General features: G+C 53.9%; 20 protein-coding genes. 9 read left to right on the top strand and 11 right to left on the bottom strand.

The annotated features are described in order from the left end of the window. Positions 1 to 51: 51 nt before the first annotated feature. Genes xdhC through guaD form a run of 4 tightly spaced genes read right to left on the bottom strand, consistent with a single transcriptional unit; the run spans position 52 to position 5,950 of the window. Positions 52 to 831 carry a xanthine dehydrogenase accessory protein XdhC gene (gene xdhC, locus AAH450_RS04575; RefSeq protein ID WP_342909110.1) on the bottom strand — a complete coding sequence of 260 codons (780 nt, stop codon included), beginning with the start codon at positions 829 to 831 and terminating at the stop codon, positions 52 to 54. Further along, positions 818 to 3,187: a xanthine dehydrogenase molybdopterin binding subunit gene (xdhB, locus tag AAH450_RS04570; protein ID WP_342909109.1), complete on the bottom strand. Its 2,370-nt coding sequence runs from the start codon at positions 3,185 to 3,187 to the stop codon at positions 818 to 820. The genes xdhC and xdhB overlap by 14 nt, the downstream gene beginning before the upstream one ends. Then, entirely contained in the window at positions 3,177 to 4,622 is a 1,446-nt protein-coding gene (gene xdhA / locus AAH450_RS04565; protein ID WP_342909108.1) for a xanthine dehydrogenase small subunit, read from the bottom strand. Before xdhA ends, xdhB begins: the two co-directional genes overlap by 11 nt. Next, entirely contained in the window at positions 4,619 to 5,950 is a 1,332-nt protein-coding gene (gene guaD, locus AAH450_RS04560; RefSeq protein WP_342909107.1) for a guanine deaminase, read from the bottom strand. Before guaD ends, xdhA begins: the two co-directional genes overlap by 4 nt. A gap of 404 nt (positions 5,951 to 6,354) precedes the next feature. On the opposite strand from guaD, the gene ydfG reads away from it, so the two are divergent. Then, positions 6,355 to 7,101, top strand: coding sequence for a bifunctional NADP-dependent 3-hydroxy acid dehydrogenase/3-hydroxypropionate dehydrogenase YdfG (gene ydfG / locus AAH450_RS04555; RefSeq protein WP_342909106.1), 747 nt, complete (start codon positions 6,355 to 6,357; stop codon positions 7,099 to 7,101). Between the two features lie 900 nt (positions 7,102 to 8,001). Here ydfG and AAH450_RS04550 read toward each other — a convergent pair. Then, complete coding sequence (locus AAH450_RS04550) at positions 8,002 to 8,334, bottom strand: YnfA family protein (protein WP_342909105.1); 333 nt, start codon at positions 8,332 to 8,334, stop codon at positions 8,002 to 8,004. A gap of 128 nt (positions 8,335 to 8,462) precedes the next feature. Here AAH450_RS04550 and AAH450_RS04545 point away from each other — a divergent pair, with 128 nt between their 5' ends. Together AAH450_RS04545 and AAH450_RS04540 are read left to right on the top strand one after the other, a co-directional pair. Then, positions 8,463 to 8,810, top strand: coding sequence for a DUF1283 family protein (locus AAH450_RS04545; RefSeq protein ID WP_342909104.1), 348 nt, complete (start codon positions 8,463 to 8,465; stop codon positions 8,808 to 8,810). A gap of 62 nt (positions 8,811 to 8,872) precedes the next feature. After that, positions 8,873 to 9,166 (top strand): DUF1161 domain-containing protein, encoded by a 294-nt coding sequence (locus tag AAH450_RS04540; RefSeq protein ID WP_342909103.1) that lies wholly within the window; start codon positions 8,873 to 8,875, stop codon positions 9,164 to 9,166. A 48-nt stretch (positions 9,167 to 9,214) separates the two neighbouring features. Here the strand turns inward: AAH450_RS04540 and AAH450_RS04535 are convergent, their stop codons facing one another. Next, positions 9,215 to 10,669, bottom strand: coding sequence for an MDR family MFS transporter (locus AAH450_RS04535; protein ID WP_342909102.1), 1,455 nt, complete (start codon positions 10,667 to 10,669; stop codon positions 9,215 to 9,217). Between the two features lie 405 nt (positions 10,670 to 11,074). Here AAH450_RS04535 and osmY point away from each other — a divergent pair, with 405 nt between their 5' ends. The 4 genes from osmY to osmV are packed head-to-tail and all read left to right on the top strand — an operon-like array spanning position 11,075 to position 14,530. Further along, positions 11,075 to 11,791 (top strand): osmoprotectant ABC transporter permease OsmY, encoded by a 717-nt coding sequence (gene osmY / locus AAH450_RS04530; protein WP_318792200.1) that lies wholly within the window; start codon positions 11,075 to 11,077, stop codon positions 11,789 to 11,791. 19 nt (positions 11,792 to 11,810) lie between these two features. Next, the gene (locus AAH450_RS04525) at positions 11,811 to 12,734 is read left to right on the top strand and encodes a glycine betaine ABC transporter substrate-binding protein (protein WP_463322696.1); all 924 of its coding nucleotides are present in this window, start codon (positions 11,811 to 11,813) and stop codon (positions 12,732 to 12,734) included. A 9-nt stretch (positions 12,735 to 12,743) separates the two neighbouring features. Then, a complete protein-coding gene (gene osmW / locus AAH450_RS04520) occupies positions 12,744 to 13,391 on the top strand; it encodes an osmoprotectant ABC transporter permease OsmW (RefSeq protein WP_342909101.1) in 648 nt (215 codons plus the stop codon). After that, a complete protein-coding gene (gene osmV / locus AAH450_RS04515) occupies positions 13,391 to 14,530 on the top strand; it encodes an osmoprotectant ABC transporter ATP-binding protein OsmV (RefSeq protein ID WP_342909100.1) in 1,140 nt (379 codons plus the stop codon). Before osmW ends, osmV begins: the two co-directional genes overlap by 1 nt. Positions 14,531 to 14,631: 101 nt before the next feature. Here the strand turns inward: osmV and bioD are convergent, their stop codons facing one another. The 3 genes from bioD to AAH450_RS04500 form a co-directional block, all read right to left on the bottom strand. Beyond that, the gene (bioD, locus tag AAH450_RS04510; protein ID WP_342909099.1) at positions 14,632 to 15,300 is read right to left on the bottom strand and encodes a dethiobiotin synthase; all 669 of its coding nucleotides are present in this window, start codon (positions 15,298 to 15,300) and stop codon (positions 14,632 to 14,634) included. A 129-nt stretch (positions 15,301 to 15,429) separates the two neighbouring features. Continuing rightward, a complete protein-coding gene (gene mlc, locus AAH450_RS04505) occupies positions 15,430 to 16,647 on the bottom strand; it encodes a sugar metabolism global transcriptional regulator Mlc (protein WP_342909569.1) in 1,218 nt (405 codons plus the stop codon). Between the two features lie 116 nt (positions 16,648 to 16,763). Further along, positions 16,764 to 17,675, bottom strand: coding sequence for a LysR family transcriptional regulator (locus AAH450_RS04500; RefSeq protein WP_342909098.1), 912 nt, complete (start codon positions 17,673 to 17,675; stop codon positions 16,764 to 16,766). A 123-nt stretch (positions 17,676 to 17,798) separates the two neighbouring features. On the opposite strand from AAH450_RS04500, the gene AAH450_RS04495 reads away from it, so the two are divergent. Further along, positions 17,799 to 19,022, top strand: coding sequence for an MFS transporter (locus AAH450_RS04495; RefSeq protein ID WP_463322708.1), 1,224 nt, complete (start codon positions 17,799 to 17,801; stop codon positions 19,020 to 19,022). A 54-nt stretch (positions 19,023 to 19,076) separates the two neighbouring features. On the opposite strand, the gene msrA is transcribed toward AAH450_RS04495, so the two are convergent. Together msrA and AAH450_RS04485 are read right to left on the bottom strand one after the other, a co-directional pair. Continuing rightward, positions 19,077 to 19,610 (bottom strand): peptide-methionine (S)-S-oxide reductase MsrA, encoded by a 534-nt coding sequence (gene msrA, locus AAH450_RS04490; RefSeq protein WP_342909096.1) that lies wholly within the window; start codon positions 19,608 to 19,610, stop codon positions 19,077 to 19,079. Between the two features lie 29 nt (positions 19,611 to 19,639). Continuing rightward, positions 19,640 to 20,281 carry a TetR/AcrR family transcriptional regulator gene (locus tag AAH450_RS04485; protein ID WP_342909095.1) on the bottom strand — a complete coding sequence of 214 codons (642 nt, stop codon included), beginning with the start codon at positions 20,279 to 20,281 and terminating at the stop codon, positions 19,640 to 19,642. A 316-nt stretch (positions 20,282 to 20,597) separates the two neighbouring features. Here AAH450_RS04485 and bhsA point away from each other — a divergent pair, with 316 nt between their 5' ends. Next, the gene (gene bhsA / locus AAH450_RS04480; RefSeq protein WP_342909094.1) at positions 20,598 to 20,852 is read left to right on the top strand and encodes a multiple stress resistance protein BhsA; all 255 of its coding nucleotides are present in this window, start codon (positions 20,598 to 20,600) and stop codon (positions 20,850 to 20,852) included. The last annotated feature ends 1 nt before the right edge of the window (position 20,853 follow it).

Here is a 20,853-nt window from a genome sequence, read left to right as displayed (position 1 = left end):
GCTATTTCTCTCAGGCGCAGGCTGAAATGTTTTCCGCATGTCCCTTCCTGCTCAGCACTGAGCAGCCCGCTGATAAGTCGCAATAATTTCACCTGCTACCGCTACGGCAATCTCTGCCGGTAGTTTGCCGGTGACGTCTGCCAGCCCAATCGGACACCGCAATCGGTCCAGCTGCTGACGGCTGAAACCTTTGCCCTCCAGCCGGTAGTCAAAGCGCTGGCGTTTGGTTGCTGAGCCGATCATGCCGAAATAGTGAAAATCATCCCGCTTGAGAATGGCTTCGCACAGCTCCAAATCACGCGGATGATGGTGGGTCATCACAACAAAGTAGCTCTCCGGCGGCATCAGGTTAACCTGGTCGACAGGATCTTCCAGGCAGCATACGGTGACGTTTTCCGGCACGTGGGTGAACTGTTCACGCCGCTCATCCACCCAAAATACGTGACAGGGTAACGTTGAGAGCAGATTAACCAGCGCCTGGCCAACATGCCCGGCACCAAATACCGCAATCTGCGGCTGAGGCTGGATCAGCGGTTCAAAAAATACGGTAGTTATGCCGCCACAGCACTGCCCCAGCCTGGCGCCCAGGTTGAACTGTTCGCTTAATGGTTGAGAATGATGCTCTGCCAGCATTTTCCTGGCGATGCCGATGGCGTGAAACTCCAGATGCCCACCGCCAATAGTCAGATAGGTTTTCTCCGCAGTGACCACCATTTTGCTGCCGCGATCGCGCGGCACGGAGCCTTTTTCCTCCAGCACGGTCAGCAGAACGCAAGGCTCCCGCTTCTCACGTAATTTTGCCAGCACCGCTATCCAGTCATCCGTTCGCATTCACATTATCCTTACTCAGTCTTTCTGCTCCCCAGAAGACTCTCTCTGGCGTGGCGGGCGCATCCAGCCGGGGATGCTGCTGATAGTTGCTGACGCTGGAGACCGCATCCTGCAAGGCGCACCATGCGGCAATCCCCAGCATAAAGGGCGGCTCGCCAACGGCCTTAGAGTGAAATACCGTATCCTTAGGGTTTTTACGGTTCTCTACCAGCGTGACCCGCATATCGGCAGGCACATCGCCAATTGCCGGAATTTTGTAGCTGGCAGGGCCGTCGGTCATCAGTCGCCCCTGGTCGTTCCACACCAGCTCTTCGCAGGTGAGCCAGCCCACGCCCTGTACAAATCCCCCTTCCACCTGGCCAATATCAATTGCCGGGTTCAGCGAGGCCCCCACATCATGCAGAATATCAGCGCGAAGCAGGCGATATTCGCCCGTTAAGGTATCAATGATAACTTCCACACAGGCGGCGCCAAAAGCAAAATAGTAGAAAGGCGTACCGCGCCCCGCCTGGCGATCGTAATGGATGCCCGGCACCTTGTAGTAGCCGGTTGCGGAAAGCGGCACCTGATTCAGCCACGCCATCTGCGCCACGTCCGGGAAGGTAAAGTGGTGCTCTTTAACCCGGACAATGCCGTTACTGAAGTTCACCTCATCGCGAGAACACGTATAGAGCTTGCACAACATCTCTGTAAGACGATCGCGCAGGATTTCCGCCGCATTCTGCGCCGCCTTTCCGTTGAGGTCAGTACCGCTGGAGGCCGCGGTGGGCGATGTATTGGGCACTTTGCCGGTGTCGGTGGCGGTGATTTGGATCTGATCGACATCGATTTGCAGCACTTCAGCGACAATCTGCGCAACTTTGGTGTTCAGCCCCTGGCCCATCTCCGTCCCGCCGTGGTTAAGCTGCACCGTGCCGTCGGTATAAATCAGGATCAGCGCACCCGCCTGATTCAGAAAACTTGAGGTAAAGGAGATGCCAAATTTTACCGGCGTCAGCGCTAATCCCCGCTTCAGGTAGGGGCTGCCGGCATTGAATGCGGTTATCTCTTGACGACGTGCCTGATAAGAGGCGCTGACCTCCAGCGTTTCTGTCATTTCATCCAGCAGGTTGTCTTCCACCTGCTGATGATAATGGGTGATGTTACGCTCATGTTTGCCATAGTAATTACGCTTACGCACCTCCAGCGGATCGAGACGCAGTTCGCGGGCAATGTGATCCATAATCTGCTCAATGGCGACCATTCCCTGCGGCCCGCCGAAACCGCGATAGGCCGTGTTAGAGGCTATATTTGTACGGCAGCGATAGCCGGTGATGCGTGCATCGCCCAGATAATAGGCGTTGTCTGCATGGAACATGGCGCGATCGATAATGGAGCCTGAAAGATCCAGCGAATAGCCACAGTTGCCCGCCAGATCGATTTTCACGCCGCAGAACCGTCCCGCCTGATCCACACCTGCGTCATAGCGCACATAAAATGGATGCCGTTTGCCGGTAATGCGCATGTCATCCCGTCGCGCCAGGCGCATTTTTGCCGGACGATTGGTGAGCCTGGCAGCAACAGCACAAAGACAGGCCACACCCGCCGCCTGTGTCTCTTTGCCGCCAAACCCGCCCCCCATCCGACGCATATCAATAGTAACTTTGTTCATGGTCACGCCCATCACCGATGCCACCAGCTTCTGGACTTCCGTAGGATTTTGCGTGGAGGAGAAGACCTGTAAAGAGCGATCTTCACCGGGAATAACCATCGCTATCTGCGTTTCCAGATAAAAATGTTCCTGCCCGCCGATATGGAATTCACCCTGCACGCGATGCGCAGCGCGCTCGAGCGCGGCCTGGGCATCACCGCGCTGATGCACGTGAGGCTGCTGCACAAAATGCTGCTTTTCCAGTGCCTCCTTCACATCCAGCACTGGCGTGAGGATTTCATATTCGATGATGGCCGCTTCCGCTGCCAGCCGGGCAGCTTCTGGCGTTTCTGCCGCCACTACCAGGATCACCTGGCCTGCATACTCCACCAGATCTTTAGCCATCAGCGGGTCGCCTGGCTCCAGCGGCCCGATATCCAGCTCGCCAGGAACCTGCTGCCAGGTCAGCACCTGCACCACGCCCGGTATGGCGTAACAAGGCTCCAGGTTCAGAGAGAGGATGCGGGCATGGGCATGTTCACTTAATCTCGGGCAGAGATGCAGCATACCGGGCAATTCCAGCTTGTCATCGATGTAGAGAGCTTCGCCAGAGACATGTTTTTCCGCACTTTCATGCTTGTTGCTTTTACCCGCGCCGCTCTGGATCCCTTCGCGGTACTGGCTTGCAATTACTTCTTCAGCCACAACAGGTCGGTTATGAGACATAGCGTGATACCTCCAGAAGCTCAAGGTCACCAGAGCAGGATGCGTGATAGCGGCGCAGCAGATTTTTAGCAATTTGCAGGCGGTAATCTGCACTGGCCCGAAAATCGCTGAGCGGCGTGAAGTCTTCAGCAAGCGCTATGCAGGCCTGCTCGATGGTTGCTGCCGTAAGAGGTTTACCCACAAGCTGCCGTTCGCACTGCGCGGCGCGTCTGGCTGTTTCGGCCATGCCGCCAAAGGCGATACGCGCCTGGGTAATCAGACCCTTTTCATCTGTTTCCATCATAAACGCGGCAAAAACGGCGGAGATATCATCTTCCCGTCTTTTAGAGACTTTCCATGCCTGGAAAGTTTGTGACGTTGTCACCTTTGGAATAATAATGTTGCGGATAAACTCACCTTTCCGGAGCGCTGTTTTCCGGTACGCCAGAAAGAACTTTTCCAACGGCAGGCGACGGAGCGTCTTTCCCTGTTGCAGTTCCAGCGTGGCATTGAGCGCCAGCAGCATCGGTGGCGTGTCGCCAATGGGTGAACCATTAGCGATGTTCCCGCCCAGCGTGCCCTGGTGACGAATTTGTAAGGAAGCAAACCTTTCCAGCATGGCGGAAAAAGCGGGGATCTCTTCCGCCAGCAGCTGATAACAGTGATGCAGTGAAGCACCCGCGCCGAGCACAATTTCATGCTCATTAATCTGGCAGACTTTGAGTTCATCAATCTGCTCCAGCGCGATCACCAGCGGCAGCGATTGATATTGCTGCGTGACCCGCAGCGCCAGATCGGTTCCCCCGGCCAGCAATTTCGCTTCGGGATTATCCTTCAGCAGCAGGGATAATTGTGCGACCGTTTTAGGGATAAAGCAGGCATTGCCGTTAAGCGTCAGCGTCTGTAGCTCGCCATTTTTCAGCGCAGTAAGACGTTTAACGGTCAGTGCCGCCTGCTGGTGGAAGCTGTCCTCTTCCCGATTTTCACAAGCCTTGCGGGCGGCATCAACAATGGGACGGTAACCGGTACAGCGGCAAAGGTTGCCGGCCAGCGCCTGCTCAGCCTCTTTGTGCTGCCAGCCGCTGCTGTTTTTTTGTAGCGTAAAAAGCGACATAACAAAGCCAGGCGTACAGAATCCGCATTGTGAACCGTGGCACTCCACCATCGCCTGCTGGACCGAGTGCAGCTTGTCGCCCTGTCTGAGATCTTCCACCGTGATCAGCTGCTTGCCCTGCAAGCTGCTGACAAACGTCAGACAACTGTTAGCCGTTTCATAGACCATTTCCCCTTTTTCAACACGCCCCAGCGTGACCGTGCAGGCTCCACAGTCGCCAGAGGCACACCCCTCTTTGGTGCCGGAACGCCGTTGATTCTGGCGCAGATAGTTCAGGACGGTGAGATTAGGGTCCAGCGCATGTTCTGTTACCAGCGTCTGATTAAGTAAGAATTGGATCATGCTGCTTTTTCCTCGCTGTGTGATTGCCAGACGCATTCGCCATTAACCCAGGTGGCGGCAATGTTTCGGTCGTCGCCCAGCGTCATCAGGATAAAGAGCTTTTCCCAGATATCCCGGCTGTTGGCGTAGCGCATCTGCTGAAGAGCCGAAACAGCCGGATCCAGCACCACAAAATCCGCCTCTTTGCCCGCGGCAAAATTGCCGATGCGGTCTGCCAAATCCAGCGCCTTAGCGCCGCCAAGCGTGGCGTGGTAAAACGCTTCACAGGCCGCCAGCCTGTAGCGCTGGAGCTGGCCGACTTTGTAAGCCTCGCCCAGGGTTTGCAGCATATTAAAGGTGGTGCCGGCGCCCACGTCGGTGCCGATCCCCATTTTCACCCCTTTGTCCCAGCAGGTTTTCAGGTTAAACAGCCCGCTGCCCAGAAACAGGTTAGAGGTCGGACAAAAAGCGATGGCAGAATCGGTATGGTGCAGGCAGTCCCACTCCTCTTCCTCAAGGTGAATGCAGTGCGCAAATACACTACGTGGGCCGGTAAGCTGATAGTGATGGTAAACGTCCAGATAACCCTTATGTTCCGGGAAAAGCGCTTTAACCCACTCCACCTCCTGCGGGTTTTCGCTGAGGTGGGTGTGCACCCAGGTATCCGGGAACTCCTCTTTAAGTTGACGAACTCTGGCAAGCAGCTCGGGTGAGGAAGTTGGCGCAAAGCGCGGCGTTAATGCATAGCTGAGGCGGCCATGATTATGCCAGCGCTGGATCAGTTCACGGGTTTGCTGGTAGCTCTGTTCAGGCGTTTCCGTGAGATAGTCCGGCGCATTGCGATCCATCATGACTTTTCCGGCAATCAGGCGCATGCCAAGATGGTCGGCGGCGTGGAACAGCGCATCAACGGACTCAGGATGAACGGTGCCGAACACCAGCGCGGTGGTGGTGCCGTTGCTCAGCAGCTGATGCAGAAAGAATGCGGACATTTTTGCCGAATGCTGCGGGCAGTGATACTGACTTTCCACCGGGAAGGTATACTGCTGGAGCCATTCCAGCAGCTGCTCGCCATAGGCGCCAATCATCTCCGTTTGCGGATAGTGGATATGCGTATCGACAAAGCCCGGAACGATGAGCTTACCGCGATAGTCCTGCACTGCGGCCCCTTGAGCCAGCAGGCCTCTTCCCTCTTCCCAGCTCTGCAAAGAGACGATCTCTCCGCCATTCAGCAGCAGTAACCCATCTTCAATATAACGGGCATGATCGGGTAACTGCTGAGGATTATCCACGACAGCAGTGATATCAAAAAAACTGCCACGAAGTGCCTGCGTATAGGTAACTGACATAGCGATTCCTGTGGAGAGTTTTACTCTCTCGGGTGATAAGTGCAGGTGAAGAGCATTATTGTAGGTAGCAATTGTTATGCCAGTTCAATATGACAATTATTATAGTTAATTATCAGTTAGTTAACTTATCAATGGCCTGTTTTGTGAGGGAGGCGGCAGGGAATCGTATGCGCAACCGGTTGCCTGTGTTAGCAAACGGTTGCATTCGGCAAATAATGCTTTTGTTAATGATCAAGCGCGGCCACACGGCAAAATCCTGCACTGAATTAAGGCGTTTTAATGCTGGCCTGCACCATCCCCGTGCGCTTTAAACAGGTCAATAACTCATAACTTTTTCATCCTTACCTGCTGCGGTTTGAAGTGGTATGGTGACATAACCCTGAAATGTGTTGAGGAACAGTAAGATGATTGTATTTGTTACCGGTGCCACCGCTGGCTTTGGAGAAAGCATCACCCGTCGGTTCATTGCTCAAGGGCATAAAGTGGTGGCCACTGGCCGTCGTCTGGAGCGGCTTCAGGTTTTAAAAGAGGAGTTAGGCGATGCGCTCTATCCTCTGCAACTGGATGTGCGCAATCGCGCGGGAATTGAAGAAGCGCTGGCAAGTCTGCCTGCTGAATGGCGCAACATTGATGTCCTGGTGAACAATGCCGGGCTGGCGCTTGGCATAGAACCGGCGCACAAGGCCAATCTGGATGACTGGGAGTTGATGATAGACACCAATAATAAAGGTCTGGTGTATATGACCCGTGCGCTGCTGCCTGGCATGGTGGAAAGAAATATTGGCCATATTATCAACATCGGGTCGATAGCGGGCAGCTGGCCTTACGCTGGTGGAAACGTCTATGGCGCCACCAAAGCCTTTGTCCGTCAGTTCAGCCTGAATCTGCGTACCGACCTGCACGGCACCGCCCTGCGCGTCACGGATATTGAACCGGGTCTGGTAGGCGGAACGGAGTTTTCTACTGTGCGCTTCAAAGGTGATGATGCCAAAGCAGGAAGCGTTTATGACGGCACCGAGCCATTAACGCCCGAAGATGTAACCGAAGCCGTGTATTGGGTGGCGACGTTGCCCCGGCATGTCAACATCAACACGCTGGAGATGATGCCGGTTGGTCAGACGCTGGCAGGTCTGAAGGTGCATAAGGCGTAAGGGGAAAGATCAAAACCCTGACTGGTAGCAAGGCATTGTTAGGGAGCGTGTTATTCATCACTAAACTGGGTGAGGTGGAAAAGCGTTACCACGGAGCACGTTATCTATGTCTGAAACCCGGTACGGTGGACAGGCGTCACCACGGAGCACATATTCCGGGACGCCGTGAACCCTTCCATTGAGATCTGGCTGCCGCATCCCTGCGGCAGACATCCGGCTAACGTGCTCCGTGGCGCCCCCCATTGAATTCGGTGTTGTTGGTGAGTTTGGCGTTCACACAGGTCAAAACCAGTTTAGATGCCGGTTTTAGATTTGGATTTGGACCTGGAAGTTGATTTTGGTTTTCTGTAACAGGCTACACCAAAGTTGAGGGGAAGGGAGAGCGGGCTGATAAGCAAAAGCTAAGCGGCATGGACGCCGCTTCGCAGCCCCCAGGGAGGGGTTTACGGCGTTTTTGTGTTCAGCCCCCTCTCCCTGACCAGGCTGCTGGCCCCTCAGACGACATGCTTTTTAAGTCCGCATTCTGTTCTGTCTGATTTTGCCACCACTCCCCAGACAGCGTGCCCTTCGGCTTCTACTGACCAGAACACTGAACCCCCAGACAACCTGCCCTCAACCCAATACCTTTTTCACACAGGTCAAAACCAGCTTAGATGCCGGTTTTAGATTTGGATTTAAACCAGGAAGTTGGTTTTGATTTTCTGTGACAGGCAACACTAAAGCTTTGGGGAAGGGAGAGCGGGCTGATAAGCAAAAGCTAAGCGGCATGGACGCCGCTTCGCAGCCCCCAGGGAGGGGTTCACGGCGTTTTTGTGTTCAGCCCCCTCTCCCTGACCTGGCTACCCAACTTTCAGGCAACTTACCCCTATTATCTCTTTACCCTTTTTATCCCTTTTAGCGCTAAGCCCTTCCCCAGCCGGCAACAATGATCAGCATGCCGCAAAAAGCGACGGCAGCACCCAGCCAGTCGTAATGCGTGAGCTTCACGCCATCTACAAAACGCAGCCAGAGTAATGCCGTTACGACATAAACACCGCCATAGGCCGCGTAAACTCTGCCGCTGGCTGCCGGATGCAAGGTAAGCAGCCAGACAAACAGTGCCAGACTGGCTGCCGCAGGCAGTAACAGCGCTACGCTGCCCCCTCTTTTAAGCCATAGCCAGGGCAAAAAACAGCCCACAATCTCGGCGATGGCGGTGAGGAAAAACAGGCATGTGGTCTTGAAAAACAGCATGAACTTACTCTCAGAATGGTAAACGAAGGGGCGGCTCACGGGTTAAACTTTTCCGGCAGATGATATACTCACTACTGGATGTATGAGCCTTCAAGAATAGCGAAAACAGAGGAAATCAGGAAATGTCGATGAAACAATGGCAAAAAAATCTGAGCAAGGCTGCTCTGCCGCTGGTGCTTTTTGGCGCCCTGTTCAGCATACAGCAGAGTGCTCAGGCCAAAACCGATCGTTTAATTATTCAGGATGGCGATAACGCGCTGAGTAACGAGCAGGCGCGTCAGGATAAAGAGCAGTGGGATGAAACCCGTCGGCTGCGCAGTAAAGTCAACACGCGCGTTGAAAAGAACTTTGATAAAGCAGACCGCGCTATTGATACCCGTGACGCTTGCGACCAGAGCCTTAACGTTAACGCCTACTGGGAACCAAACACCCTCCGCTGCCTCGACCGCCGTAACGGGCGTCCGGTTGCTCCATAATCGATAAGAACTGCTATAGTTAGCCCGAAGCAAACAGCTCCGGTAAACAGAGGGATGAGAGGATGAAACAGTATTCGTGGATGTTAGCCGCAGTGATGATCGCCGCGCCGCTGGCCGTACAGGCCTCCTGCGAGACGGTTAAAGCGGACATTAACCAGAAAATCATTAATAACGGCGTTAGCGCCGGTGATTTTACATTAGATATTGTGCCAAACGATCAGGTCGATCAGGCGGGCGGCCAGGTGGTGGGACACTGCGCAAACGACACGCAAAAAATCGTTTATAAGCGCAACGGTGCAGAGAGTGAATCTGTCCCCGCCAGCACCGGAACCTCTCAGGATGCCCCTGCCTCCTGATAAATATGGGGGCGGTTCTCGCCCCCACACTTCTCTTGCCTGTTATTTCTAATGGGGCTTTGTTGCGGGAACCCAGCGCGCAATCAGCAGACTGGCCACGGCAATTCCTACCGATACGACAAACACCCAGTGCAGTGAATAAGCGACCTCATTCACCATAGAGTGCAGCACGCCCTGACCAAGTCCTTCCCGCTGCGGCTGCGACATAATCTGCTGAACCGGATCGTTATGCCCCGGCAGGCGAACCATCAGATTATAATTCAGCACTGCCCCCATCACTGCTGTACCCAGCGCTGAACCGAGCATACGGCTGAACATAATGGAGGCGGTACAAATCCCCCGGATTGAGAACTCTGCCGTGTTCTGCACTGCAATCAGGAAAGTGGTGCTTGTCATCCCCATGCCGGTGCCAATAACAAAAGCGGAGATCGCGGCATGCAGTACTGAACTGCTGCTGTGCAAGGTTAACAGTAAAGATGTCCCCAGGATCAACAGCACAGAACCTGTCTGCGCAGTAAAACGGTAGGATGTTTTTTGCATCAGCCGTCCGCTCAGGGTACTTGCCAGCGGCCAGCCGATGGACATCATCGCTAACGCGCTGCCCGCCTGAAGGGGCGTTCCGCCATTTACGCCCTGGATCAAGGTCGGTAAAAAGGCGCTGATCCCCATCATGGCAGCGCCGATCGCCAGATTACCGGCGTTGCCCGCCACCAGCGTGCGGCTGCGCCAGATAGCCATCGGAAAGAGCGGCTCATCAGCCTCTCGCTCATGGCGTAACAAGGCCATTCCCGCCACTAAGGCTCCTGCAATCAGCGCTACAGCCCAGTAACCTAGTGATTCCGCCTGTAATAACGCGGTCAGCAGCGCGCTGACGGTGAGCATCAACCAGGCGCTACCCGCCAGATTTAACTTTTGCCCCTTCTCATTGTGGGATTCCGGGAACCAGCGGGCCAGCATCAGCATCGAAACAATCCCAATGGGCACGTTAACCCAAAAAATCAGCGCCCAGTTCAAGTGCTGCACAATCCACGCGCCCGTCAACGGGCCGGTGATAGCAGCAATGCCCCACACGCTGGAAAGCCATCCCTGAATGCTGGCGCGCTCTTTAGGAGGATAAACGTCAGCAATAATGGTGGAAGTCAGCGGCATGATCGCCCCTGCACCCAGCCCCTGGAAAGCCCTGAAAAGGATCAGCCAGGCCATGTTAGTGGCAAAGCCGCAAAGCACAGAGCCTAGCAGGAACAGCGAGGTGCCGATGAAAAAGACCCGTTTTCTTCCCCATAAGTCCCCCAGGCGACCATAAACAGGGACGCTGACCGCCTGCGTCAGTAAATAGATGGAAAAAACCCAGCCAAACTGCGAAAAGCCACCCAGCTCAGCAATAATGGTAGGCATCGCTGTAGCCACAATGGTCACTTCAATGGCCGCCATAAACATTGCCAGCATAGCGGCAACCAGGATCCAGTGGCGATGCGTCACCTGGGGTTGGGCTGTATCAGACATAAGTCTCCTTGAGTAAGCTTCCTTTATTCTGGCCTGGAATGGGGGCAATAATTTCCGAAAAGTGCTTTTTGTGCAACCTTCATTGTGACGGTGTCACTTTTGAATCGATAAAATATTTTCATTGAACTCAGGCCAGTACCGGTAAGGGATTAAGCGCCCTGCTCACCAAAACTATCCTACTGATTTTAAGCCTTAAACTTGGCATTACCCCCTGAAGACTGCTATAGGTTGAAGGCGCTTTCAGACCCTTTATCAACAAAAAGCGTTAAACGTCACACTTTTTCAGGTGAAGTACCGTGTTGAACAAGTTAGACGTTTTCTGGCGATTCGCTGCTTTTAAGCATTGATGCTGCCAGATTGTTACTTAGCACTATCCCTTTGGGATTGTCAGGGAGAATGGGATCCATGCAACATCATACTCTGCTTCGGCGGGCTCTACTCGCCATGCTCTTTATCGCTGTAGTTATTGGGCTGCTGGTTTATGGCCTGGGGTTAGAAACCATTAAAGCCCGTCAGGTCGATCTGCTTTATCTCGGCCAGCAACATATGCTGCTGGTATTCTGGTCGATGCTGTTAGCCCTGCTGGTAGGCATTCCCAGCGGGATTATCCTCAGCCGACCTTTTGCCCGCAAATGGGCTGAATATGTCATGCAGATCTTCAACGTCGGTAATACGCTTCCGCCGCTTGCCGTCCTGGCGCTGGCCATGGTGGTGTTGGGCATTGGCGATCGCCCTGCCATCATCGCGCTGTTCCTGGCTTCTTTACTGCCCATTGTGCGCAACACCTACTCCGGTCTCTGCTCGGTGCCGGCTTCTCTGACCGAAGCGGCTAAGGGCATCGGCATGACTAAAGGCCAGCGCCTGCGCCAGGTAGAACTGCCTAACGCCTGGCCGGTTATGCTCTCCGGCATTCGCGTGGCGACAGCCATTAACGTAGGCACCGCGCCGCTGGCGTTTCTGATTGGCGCCAGCAGCTATGGTGAGCTGATCTTCCCCGGAATTTACCTTAACGACTTCCCTACCCTCATCCTTGGTGCCGCAGCAACAGCGTTGTTTGCGCTGATCCTCGATATGCTGCTGGCTGGCCTGGGGCGTATTTTAAGCCCTCACACGGCCGTATAAGAATAATCAGGAGTAAATCATGGCTAAGGCCTTCTCAATGACCCGTTGGGTCAGATCTACCGCGCTGGCGCTGGGAGCCACGCTGGCAATGAGCGCTGCCGTAGCAGCTGAACCGATCAGAATGGCAACCAAAAGCTTTACCGAGCAGCATATCCTCTCGGCCCTGACCACGCAGTATCTGCGTAAAAAAGGGTTTCAGATAGAGCCGAAAACCAATATTGCGACCACCATTGGCCGTAATGCCATGATCAACAAACAGATTGATATGACCTGGGAATATACCGGCACCTCGCTGATTATTTTCAACCATATCAATAAGCCAATGTCCTCTGAAGAAGCCTATAAAACGGTTAAAAACCTGGATGCCAAACTGGGGCTGGTCTGGCTGGATCCCGCGCCGATGAACAATACTTACGCCTTCGCCATGCAGCGGAAACGTGCTGAGGCAGAGCACATTGAAACAATGTCGCAACTGGTGACGAAAATTGAAGATATACGCAAAAACGACCCCGATCATAACTGGATGCTGGGCCTGGATCTGGAATTTGCCGGACGCTCAGACGGCATGAAGCCGTTACAGAAAGCCTATAACATGCCGCTGGATCGGCCGCAGATCCGGCAGATGGATCCTGGTCTGGTTTATAACGCTGTGCGGGATGGTTTTGTTGATGCCGGGCTGGTTTACACCACCGACGGCCGCGTAAAAGGCTTCGATCTGAAAATCCTGAAAGATGATAAGGGTTTTTTCCCCAGCTATGCCGTTACGCCGGTAGTGACCCAGGCCGCGCTGGATTCACATCCCGGACTGGCCGAAGCGCTTAACAGCCTGTCACCGCTGATCACAGACGATGCGATTACCGAAATGAACAAGCGCGTTGATATCGATCATCAGTCTCCGCAGAAAGTGGCGAGTGATTTCCTGAAATCTAAAGGTTTGATCTGAGGAGACCCTATGGACACCCTTCGTTATATTATTGATAACTGGAGCTATCTGGCCACCTTAACTTTCCAGCATCTCTGGCTGGTGGGGCTGGCGGTGGGAATGGCGATTGTTATCGGCGTACCGCTGGGAATTGTTATCGTGCGCTACAAATGGCTGGCTACACCGGTTCTTGGCCTGGCTACTATTGTGCTTACTATCCCTTCCATTGCGCTGTTTGGCCTGATGATCCCGCTGTTTTCCCTGGTGGGCCAGGGAATTGGGGTTTTGCCTGCGGTGACCGCAGTATTTCTCTACTCCCTGCTCCCTATCGTGCGTAACACCCATACAGCTCTGGAGAATATCCCGCCGGGACTGCGCGAAGCGGGTCGCGGTATTGGTATGACTTTCTCACAGCGTTTGCGTTGGGTTGAGATCCCGATGGCGCTGCCGGTGATTTTCGGCGGTATTCGTACCGCTGTAGTGATGAACGTAGGCGTGATGGCCATTGCCGCCGTTATTGGCGCCGGCGGGCTGGGCCTGCTGCTGCTGGATGGTATCAGCGGCAGCGACATCCGTATGCTGATTGCAGGCGCTCTGATGATCTGCCTGCTGGCAATTATTCTCGACTGGCTGCTGCACCGTTTGCAGCTGGCGCTGACTCCAAAGGGGATTCGATAATGATAAAACTGGAAAACCTCACCAAAACCTTTAGCCAGAAAAACGGCACCACTTTTAATGCCGTGGATAATGTCAGCCTTAACGTGCCGGAAGGCGAAATGTGCGTGCTGCTTGGCCCTTCCGGCTGCGGTAAATCGACCACCCTTAAGATGATTAACCGTCTGATCCCCTCGACCAGCGGCAAAATTCTGATCAACGGTGAAGATACCAGCGGACTGGATACCGTTACCCTCCGCCGGAACATTGGTTATGTTATTCAGCAGATTGGTCTGTTCCCGAATATGACCATTGAGGAGAACATTACCGTGGTGCCCCGGATGCTGGGCTGGGACAAGAAGCGCTGCCGCGAGCGTGCCAGTGAACTGATGAGTATGGTTGCGCTGGATCCCAAAAACTTCCTGCATCGCTACCCCCGTGAAATGTCCGGCGGGCAGCAGCAGCGTATCGGCGTGATCCGCGCCCTGGCCGCCGATCCACCGGTTTTACTGATGGATGAACCTTTTGGTGCAGTCGACCCGATCAACCGTGAGGCTATCCAGAATGAATTCCTTGATATGCAGCGTCAGCTGAAGAAGACCGTGATGCTGGTCAGCCACGACATCGATGAAGCGCTGAAGCTGGGTGACCGCATTGCGGTATTTGGTCAGGGTAAAATTGTGCAGTGCGCCAGCCCGGATGAGCTGCTGGCAAAACCGGCTAATGAGTTTGTTGGATCCTTTGTTGGCCAGGATCGTACGCTGAAGCGACTGCTGTTGGTTCAGGCGGGCGACGTAACCGACCAGCAACCCACCATCACCGTCAGGAAAAGCACCCCGCTTGCTGAAGCGTTCGGCATGATGGACGATAATGATATGCGCTCTATTACGGTGGTGGATGATGATGGCAAACCGCTTGGCTTTGTGAAACGCCGTGAGGCGCGCGGTGCTTCTGGTCAGTGTGCCGATATGCTGAATAAATTTACCGTCACCGGACGGGCGGAAGAGAACCTGCGCGTTGTACTGTCGAAACTTTACGAGCACAACCTGGTCTGGATGCCCATTGTGGATGAGGAAGGCCGTTACAGCGGAGAGATTTCGCAGGATTATATTGCGGACTATCTGAGTTCAGGTCGTACCCGTCGGGTGCTGAATCTGGCCTGACGATCCAGCCAGCGGTGATGAGCCGCTGGCTGTTATGCTGAGCCTGTGTCGCCAGTTGTGATAGCAAAGTTTAAAAAAAAGCTTTGCCGCAGGCCAGGCTGTCACAGTTTTAAGGCACTAAGATCCAGATATTTTGCCAACTCCCGCGTTTCGGCGCGCGGTAAATAGGGTAGCTCACCCAATAACGGCGCCTGAATTTTGCTGCTCAGCACGTTGATGATCTCGGCGTAATGCGCCAGCCCCGGATTAATGCGGTTGGCAACCCAGCCCAACAGCGGCAGGCCATCATTCTGGATAGCCTCTGCGGTCAGTAATGCGTGGCTCAGGCAACCCAGCTTGATCCCTACCACCATCACGACCGGAAGCTTCTCTGCTGCTGCCCATTCCGACAGCGGTCTGAGATCGTTCATCAGGCTTCGCCAGCCCCCCGTTCCCTCCACGACCACATAATCTGCCTGGTCTGCCAGCGATCGCAGACCGGCGCTCAGCATTGGGTAATCGATAGTGGTTTCGCGGCTGGTACTGAGTTCATCATCCAGCGCTGTGACCGGATTGATGGCTGCGTAGGGTAGCTGCAATGAAGAGGAGGCCTGTAAAATCAACGCGTCTTTATTACGTGGCCCCTCTTCTGTTTGCTGGCTGCTTTTTGCTACAGGCTTGTAGCCAACGGTGATTTTATTGCCCTCTGCCAGTTTCTGCAAAAGCGCACGACTGACCACTGTTTTCCCCACCTCGGTATCGGTGCCAGTGACAAATAACTGCATCGACATCCCCTCCCCATCGACCCCGATTGGTCAATCAATTAAATTTCGTTAACTGTCAGAGCAGGCATGGTAGGACAGGCGAGATGAGATCGGTTTGCGTTAGCGCAATATTTTCTCATTAAGTGCGAATATTTATTACCCTTGCAGGAGCTTCACCAGCAAAGTGCCATCATAAAGCGCATCCTTAACTAATGCCGCGCCACGCATTGTTCCCACCTGATGAAAATGTGTGGGTTCGACTTCAATCTGCTGGCTGTAAGCCGGTAATGCCTGGCGATGAATTGCGTTAGCGATAGCGGGGAACAGGATCGACTGGGCCTGATTAAGCGGTGAACCAATCAGAATTTTTTGTGGATTAAAGAGATTAACCATGATGGCGACAATGCGTCCTACGCTCTGCCCGACGCCCGCTATCAGCTCTTTTGCCAGCGCATCATCCTGAATGGCCGCTTTGCACAGCCGGTCGATGCTCAGAGGCTGACCCTGGAGGCTGCTGGCTTCACCAGCTTGCAGACGTTGTTCAGCCAGCTCTAACAAACTTTCGCTGCTGGCGACGGTTTCCAGACAGCCGTGATTGCCGCAATAGCACTGTTTGCCGTGAGGATCGACCTGCGTATGGCCAATCTCTACCAGCGTGCTGCTGCCGTTATGCAACAGCCTTCCACCGGTGATCACCCCCGCCCCTACCTGATGATCGATCACGACCTGAATAACGTCTCTGGCCTGCTGCGAAGCACCAAAAAGCGACTCGGCCAGCGTCCAGGCACAGACATCATGCTGAATATAGACCGGTAAACCGGTGCGTTTCTCAAGCTCTGGCCCGAGGGGCATATCGGTGACGTCATAAAATGGCATGCGGTGAACAATGCCGCTGCGGGCATTTAAAATGCCGGGAAGCGTAATGGCTATCGCTGTCAGGCGCTCCAGCTTCTGTTGATGGCGGATAAAAAAAGCGTCAATTTCTGCAATGATCCTGTTTAACAACGGCTCGCTGTCCGTTACCGGCAGCGGACAGATATCTTCCGTAACCAGTTGACTGCTTAAATCGCGTAAAGCCAGCAGGATATCGCCGTGGCCAATACTCACCGAGAGGTAGTGCCAGGCTTTGGTGTCGAGGATCAAACCAACGGCAGGCCGTCCGCGGCTTCCCGGTTCCTGAAATTCCGTTTCCTGAACCAGGTGCGCTTCCAGCATCTCACGCACAATTTTGGTAATACTGGCGGGGGCGAGCTGCGCTCTTTTAGACAGTTCAATGCGCGAAATGGGACCACAACGGTCAATCAGGCGATAAACGGCCCCGGCATTGGTCTGTTTGATCTGGTCAATATGGCCTGGCTGGCCGTCCACTATCACACCCTGCTCCTGGTTATTTTCACGCTTCAAAATAAAGCATATCTGCATGGTGAAACACTTCACGGATGCCGTCAAATATTTGATTCGGAATGTGATTTACAGCACATAAAAGCGCTTCAGCTGCCGGATAAACCGCCAACCGTGGCCGCAAGCAGCAAAGCTTTCATCTGTTCAATAACCGCGGTGGTTTCGCGTCGTCGCGACCAGACCAGCCAGACTTCGGACCAGGCATCCTGTTCTTTCAGTGCCACCCAGCGGACATCATCCAGACGAATACGGCTGAACGAGGCTGGAAGAATGGAAATGCCCAAACCAGTGGCGACCAGGCCGAGAATGGTCATTGCCTCTCCCACTTCCTGAGCAATATTGGGCGCAACAGCGTATCGCTGAAGCAGAGCCAGCGTTTCGGTATAGAGCGCCGTGCCGACCTGGGGATCAAAAAACACAAAGGGTTCCTGCGCCAGCTCCGTGACTGAGATTGCCGCTTTCTCCGCCAGGGGATGATCGCGAGGAAATACTGCACAGAGCGGTTCGCGAAGCAGCAGCTGATGGGCAAGGGTTTCCGGCAGCGGGGTATTTCTCATCACCCCCAGATCCAGCCGCCCCTCATTCAGGGGTTCAAGCTGCTGTCGCGTATTGATCTCCTGCATCTGTATATGGACGCCCGGATGCCGTTGGCGAAAAGTGAATAAGGCATCCGATACCGGGGTAATAAAAGGAGCCGAAGAGGTAAACCCAATCCGCAGCTCGCCCTCTTCCCCCCGGTGCAGACGGGCAGCTTTATCCGCCGCCTGCGTCACGCTCTGCATAATCTGCCTGGCGTCGTTAAGAAACTGCATGCCTGCTGCCGTCAGTTGCACGCTTCGGTTGGTTCGGGCGAACAGCCGTGCGCCGATCTGCTGCTCGAGGATCTGGATCTGCTGGCTGAGCGGAGGCTGAGAGATGTTGAGACGCTGGGCCGCCCGGCCAAAATGAAGCTCTTCCGCGACGGCAATAAAATAGCGCAGATGGCGCAGCTCAATATTCATATCTTTAAAGTCTCATTCAAGATTATTAATAGATTAGACATCATACCGAACGCTTATTACAGTAAATGATGAATAAACAGCCTGAAAGGATTTGCAGTGAATCGCTCCTCATCTTCCGCGACGCTGGACGACCGCGTTAAGCGGAATCCGCAACCTCTGCCAGATAGTGAATTTATTGAGCGCGGCACTCCGCAATATCTGCGCGTCACGCTGGCCTTATTTTCAGCGGGATTAGCCACCTTCGCCCTCCTTTATTGCGTCCAGCCCATTATGCCGGTGCTGTCGCATGAATTTGGCGTCTCCCCGGCTGCCAGCAGCCTTTCGCTCTCTGTTTCTACGGTGCTGTTGGCGCTGGGGTTACTGGTGACCGGGCCGCTTTCTGATGCCGTCGGGCGGAAATCTGTGATGGTGACCGCGCTGCTGCTGGCTGCAAGCTGTACGCTGCTTTCAGCCGTCATGACCAGCTGGCACGGGATCCTGATTATGCGGGCGCTTATCGGCTTATCACTAAGCGGCGTGGCTGCGGTGGGCATGACCTATATCAGCGAGGAGATGCACCCGGGCGCGATCGCTTTCTCAATGGGACTCTATATCAGTGGTAACTCTATTGGCGGAATGAGCGGCAGACTGCTAAGCGGAGTGATCACCGATTTCAGCTCCTGGCGTATTGCTGTCGCTGTTATTGGCTGCTTCGCTCTCGCTTCGGCCCTGATGTTCTGGAAAATTCTGCCGCCTTCGCGCCATTTCCGTCCCACATCCTTAAAACCCCGCACGCTGCTGATTAATTTCAGGCTGCACTGGCGCGATAACGGTCTTCCGCTGCTGTTTGCAGAGGGATTTCTGCTGATGGGTGCCTTTGTCACGCTGTTTAATTACATCGGCTATCGCCTGCTGGCGCCGCCCTACTTTATGAGCCAGGCCATTGTCGGTCTGCTTTCCGTGGTCTATCTCACCGGCTCATGGAGTTCGCCGAAAGCGGGCTTGATGACGGCAAAATTTGGCCGTGCAGCCGTACTGCTGTTTGCGACTGGCATGATGGTGGCAGGCGTACTGATGACGCTGTTCAGCGCCGTCTGGCTGATTTTGGCAGGGATGATGCTGTTTACCGCCGGATTCTTTGCCGGACATTCGGTGGCCAGCAGCTGGATCGGTCCACGTGCCAGACGGGCTAAGGGCCAGGCAAGTTCTCTCTATCTGTTCAGTTATTATCTTGGCTCCAGCGTGGCCGGGACGGCGGGCGGGGTTTTCTGGCATCAGTTCGGCTGGCAGGGGATTACCGCATTTATAATTGTACTGCTGATAATGGCCTTGCTGGTGGGGGTTCGTCTCAGAAATAAACAGCTGTAAAAAGAACGGGCCTTGCGCCCGTCCTCTGTTCTTGCTCTGCCTGCACCTGAAAGCTTAGGCTTTAGTGCGGTCCGCATAACGTTTATGCAGCTTTTGCAGTTTAGGGGGAATAACGGCCAGACAGTAACGATTCTGCTGCCCTTCGCCTTCCCAGTAATTCTGATGATACTCTTCAGCCGGATACCACTCCGCCGGCCCCTCAATTGTGGTCACAATTGGGCTGGTATGATCTTCCTGCGCCCGCACAATAGCGGCCCTGGCTTCTTCAGCCTGCGCTTCATTAGCGGGGAAAATGGCTGAACGATACTGAGTACCGATATCGTTACCCTGGCGATTAAGCTGGGTTGGATCGTGGGTGGCAAAGCTGATATCCAGCAGGTCACCATAGCTTACTTTTTCAGGATCAAAGCCCAGGCGGATGGCTTCAGCATGGCCCGTATCACCCTCACAAACCTCACGGTAAGTGGGATTAGAGGTATGCCCGCCGATATAACCACTTTCTACAGAGACTACACCGTTAATTTGTTTGAAGACCGCTTCGGTACACCAGAAGCAGCCTCCGGCGATGGTTGCATATTCTATTGTCATGGTGACTCCTCTTTTTAATGTGGCCGGACTTAATGACAGCCGATCCGGCTCAATGCAGGCCATTGCAGCATAAGCGTGTCGATAATACCATCCAGTTCTTGCCGGCTTGCCCCCTCCCGTGCGCGCACGGACATGCCCTGCATCAGACAGCCAAGATAGGCTGAAAGCGCGGCAATATTCGTTTTTGCATCCAGTTCACCCGCGCTCTGACGCTCAAGTAAAAAGTGATGGAGATGGCTCTCCTGGCTGGTGTGGCGCGCTTTAAGCATATCTGCCACTTCGGCAGAGTCGGCTGAAAGCGCCGTAGAAGTACAGATAAAGAAACAGCCCGCGGGTTTCTGCCCGTCGGTAAAACAGGCTGCGGTAGAACGGAAATAGTTTTCCACCCCTTTTTCAACGCAGCTCTCCGGACAGGCTAAAGCCGCCTGCCGTTGATCGGCAAACTTCTCTGTATATCTGTCTACGGCCGCGCGGAACAGCCCCTCTTTATTGGTAAATTCTGCATAGAGCGTTGGGGCTTTCGCACCCGTCGCCTCGACCAAATCTGACAAAGATGTGGCTTCATAGCCATGTTGCCAGAAGAGTTCAAGCGCCTTATCAAGGGCAGCTTCGCGGTTAAACGTTTTTGGCCGTCCCCGGCCCTTACGTGTGCAGATGTCCTGATCAGTCATAAGTCCTCTCTGTTGACACAGCACTTGCTGATTAAATTACCGATCATTATAAAAACGTTTAGGGCGTGATGTCGAGTCTCTTTGTCACATTCCTGCTGCAAATAAACTTACCGCGGCAAACGCAGGATTTCAGCTGAGAGTTACATTTTTTTTCTGGCTTTAAAATTTTATAAATCAATGTGATAACTAATAAATTAACGATCGATAACAAAATAGCATTGACGGATGAGCAAGGCAGGCATACCATTTAGTTATCGATCGTTAACTAATAACGACGCAGAGATCAACTAAACCGAATTAAGAGAGAATACAAACGATGAAAACCATGAAAATGACTCTTGCTGCCCTCGCCCTGACTTCCCTCTCATTTGCCAGTTTTGCGGCAGAGAGCGTGAATCAGGAACCGATGAACCAACAACAGGTGGGTGTGGTAAGCGCTACGGGTAGCAACCTCTCCTCACTGGAATCTCAGCTGGCGACTAAAGCCGATGCCGCAGGCGCGAAATCATTCCGGATTACCTCAACTACAGGTAATAACCGTATGCATGCTACTGCCGAGATTTATCAGTAAT

It is taken from the genome of Erwinia magellanica, from assembly GCF_039023495.1.
Classification (GTDB): Bacteria; Pseudomonadota; Gammaproteobacteria; order Enterobacterales; family Enterobacteriaceae; genus Erwinia.
The sequence above is the reverse complement of the archived record's forward strand: the minus strand, read 5'-3'. Positions and strand labels throughout refer to the sequence as shown.

Bases quoted from the DNA above. Each gene is read 5' to 3' on its own strand.
- xdhC (WP_342909110.1), bottom strand. From the start codon at position 831: ATGCGAACGGATGACTGGATAGCGGTGCTGGCAAAATTACGTGAGAAG.
- xdhB (WP_342909109.1), bottom strand. From the start codon at position 3,187: ATGTCTCATAACCGACCTGTTGTGGCTGAAGAAGTAATTGCAAGCCAG.
- xdhA (WP_342909108.1), bottom strand. From the start codon at position 4,622: ATGATCCAATTCTTACTTAATCAGACGCTGGTAACAGAACATGCGCTG.
- guaD (WP_342909107.1), bottom strand. From the start codon at position 5,950: ATGTCAGTTACCTATACGCAGGCACTTCGTGGCAGTTTTTTTGATATC.
- ydfG (WP_342909106.1), top strand. From the start codon at position 6,355: ATGATTGTATTTGTTACCGGTGCCACCGCTGGCTTTGGAGAAAGCATC.
- AAH450_RS04550 (WP_342909105.1), bottom strand. From the start codon at position 8,334: ATGCTGTTTTTCAAGACCACATGCCTGTTTTTCCTCACCGCCATCGCC.
- AAH450_RS04545 (WP_342909104.1), top strand. From the start codon at position 8,463: ATGAAACAATGGCAAAAAAATCTGAGCAAGGCTGCTCTGCCGCTGGTG.
- AAH450_RS04540 (WP_342909103.1), top strand. From the start codon at position 8,873: ATGAAACAGTATTCGTGGATGTTAGCCGCAGTGATGATCGCCGCGCCG.
- AAH450_RS04535 (WP_342909102.1), bottom strand. From the start codon at position 10,669: ATGTCTGATACAGCCCAACCCCAGGTGACGCATCGCCACTGGATCCTG.
- osmY (WP_318792200.1), top strand. From the start codon at position 11,075: ATGCAACATCATACTCTGCTTCGGCGGGCTCTACTCGCCATGCTCTTT.
- AAH450_RS04525 (WP_463322696.1), top strand. From the start codon at position 11,811: ATGGCTAAGGCCTTCTCAATGACCCGTTGGGTCAGATCTACCGCGCTG.
- osmW (WP_342909101.1), top strand. From the start codon at position 12,744: ATGGACACCCTTCGTTATATTATTGATAACTGGAGCTATCTGGCCACC.
- osmV (WP_342909100.1), top strand. From the start codon at position 13,391: ATGATAAAACTGGAAAACCTCACCAAAACCTTTAGCCAGAAAAACGGC.
- bioD (WP_342909099.1), bottom strand. From the start codon at position 15,300: ATGTCGATGCAGTTATTTGTCACTGGCACCGATACCGAGGTGGGGAAA.
- AAH450_RS04500 (WP_342909098.1), bottom strand. From the start codon at position 17,675: ATGAATATTGAGCTGCGCCATCTGCGCTATTTTATTGCCGTCGCGGAA.
- msrA (WP_342909096.1), bottom strand. From the start codon at position 19,610: ATGACAATAGAATATGCAACCATCGCCGGAGGCTGCTTCTGGTGTACC.
- AAH450_RS04485 (WP_342909095.1), bottom strand. From the start codon at position 20,281: ATGACTGATCAGGACATCTGCACACGTAAGGGCCGGGGACGGCCAAAA.
- bhsA (WP_342909094.1), top strand. From the start codon at position 20,598: ATGAAAACCATGAAAATGACTCTTGCTGCCCTCGCCCTGACTTCCCTC.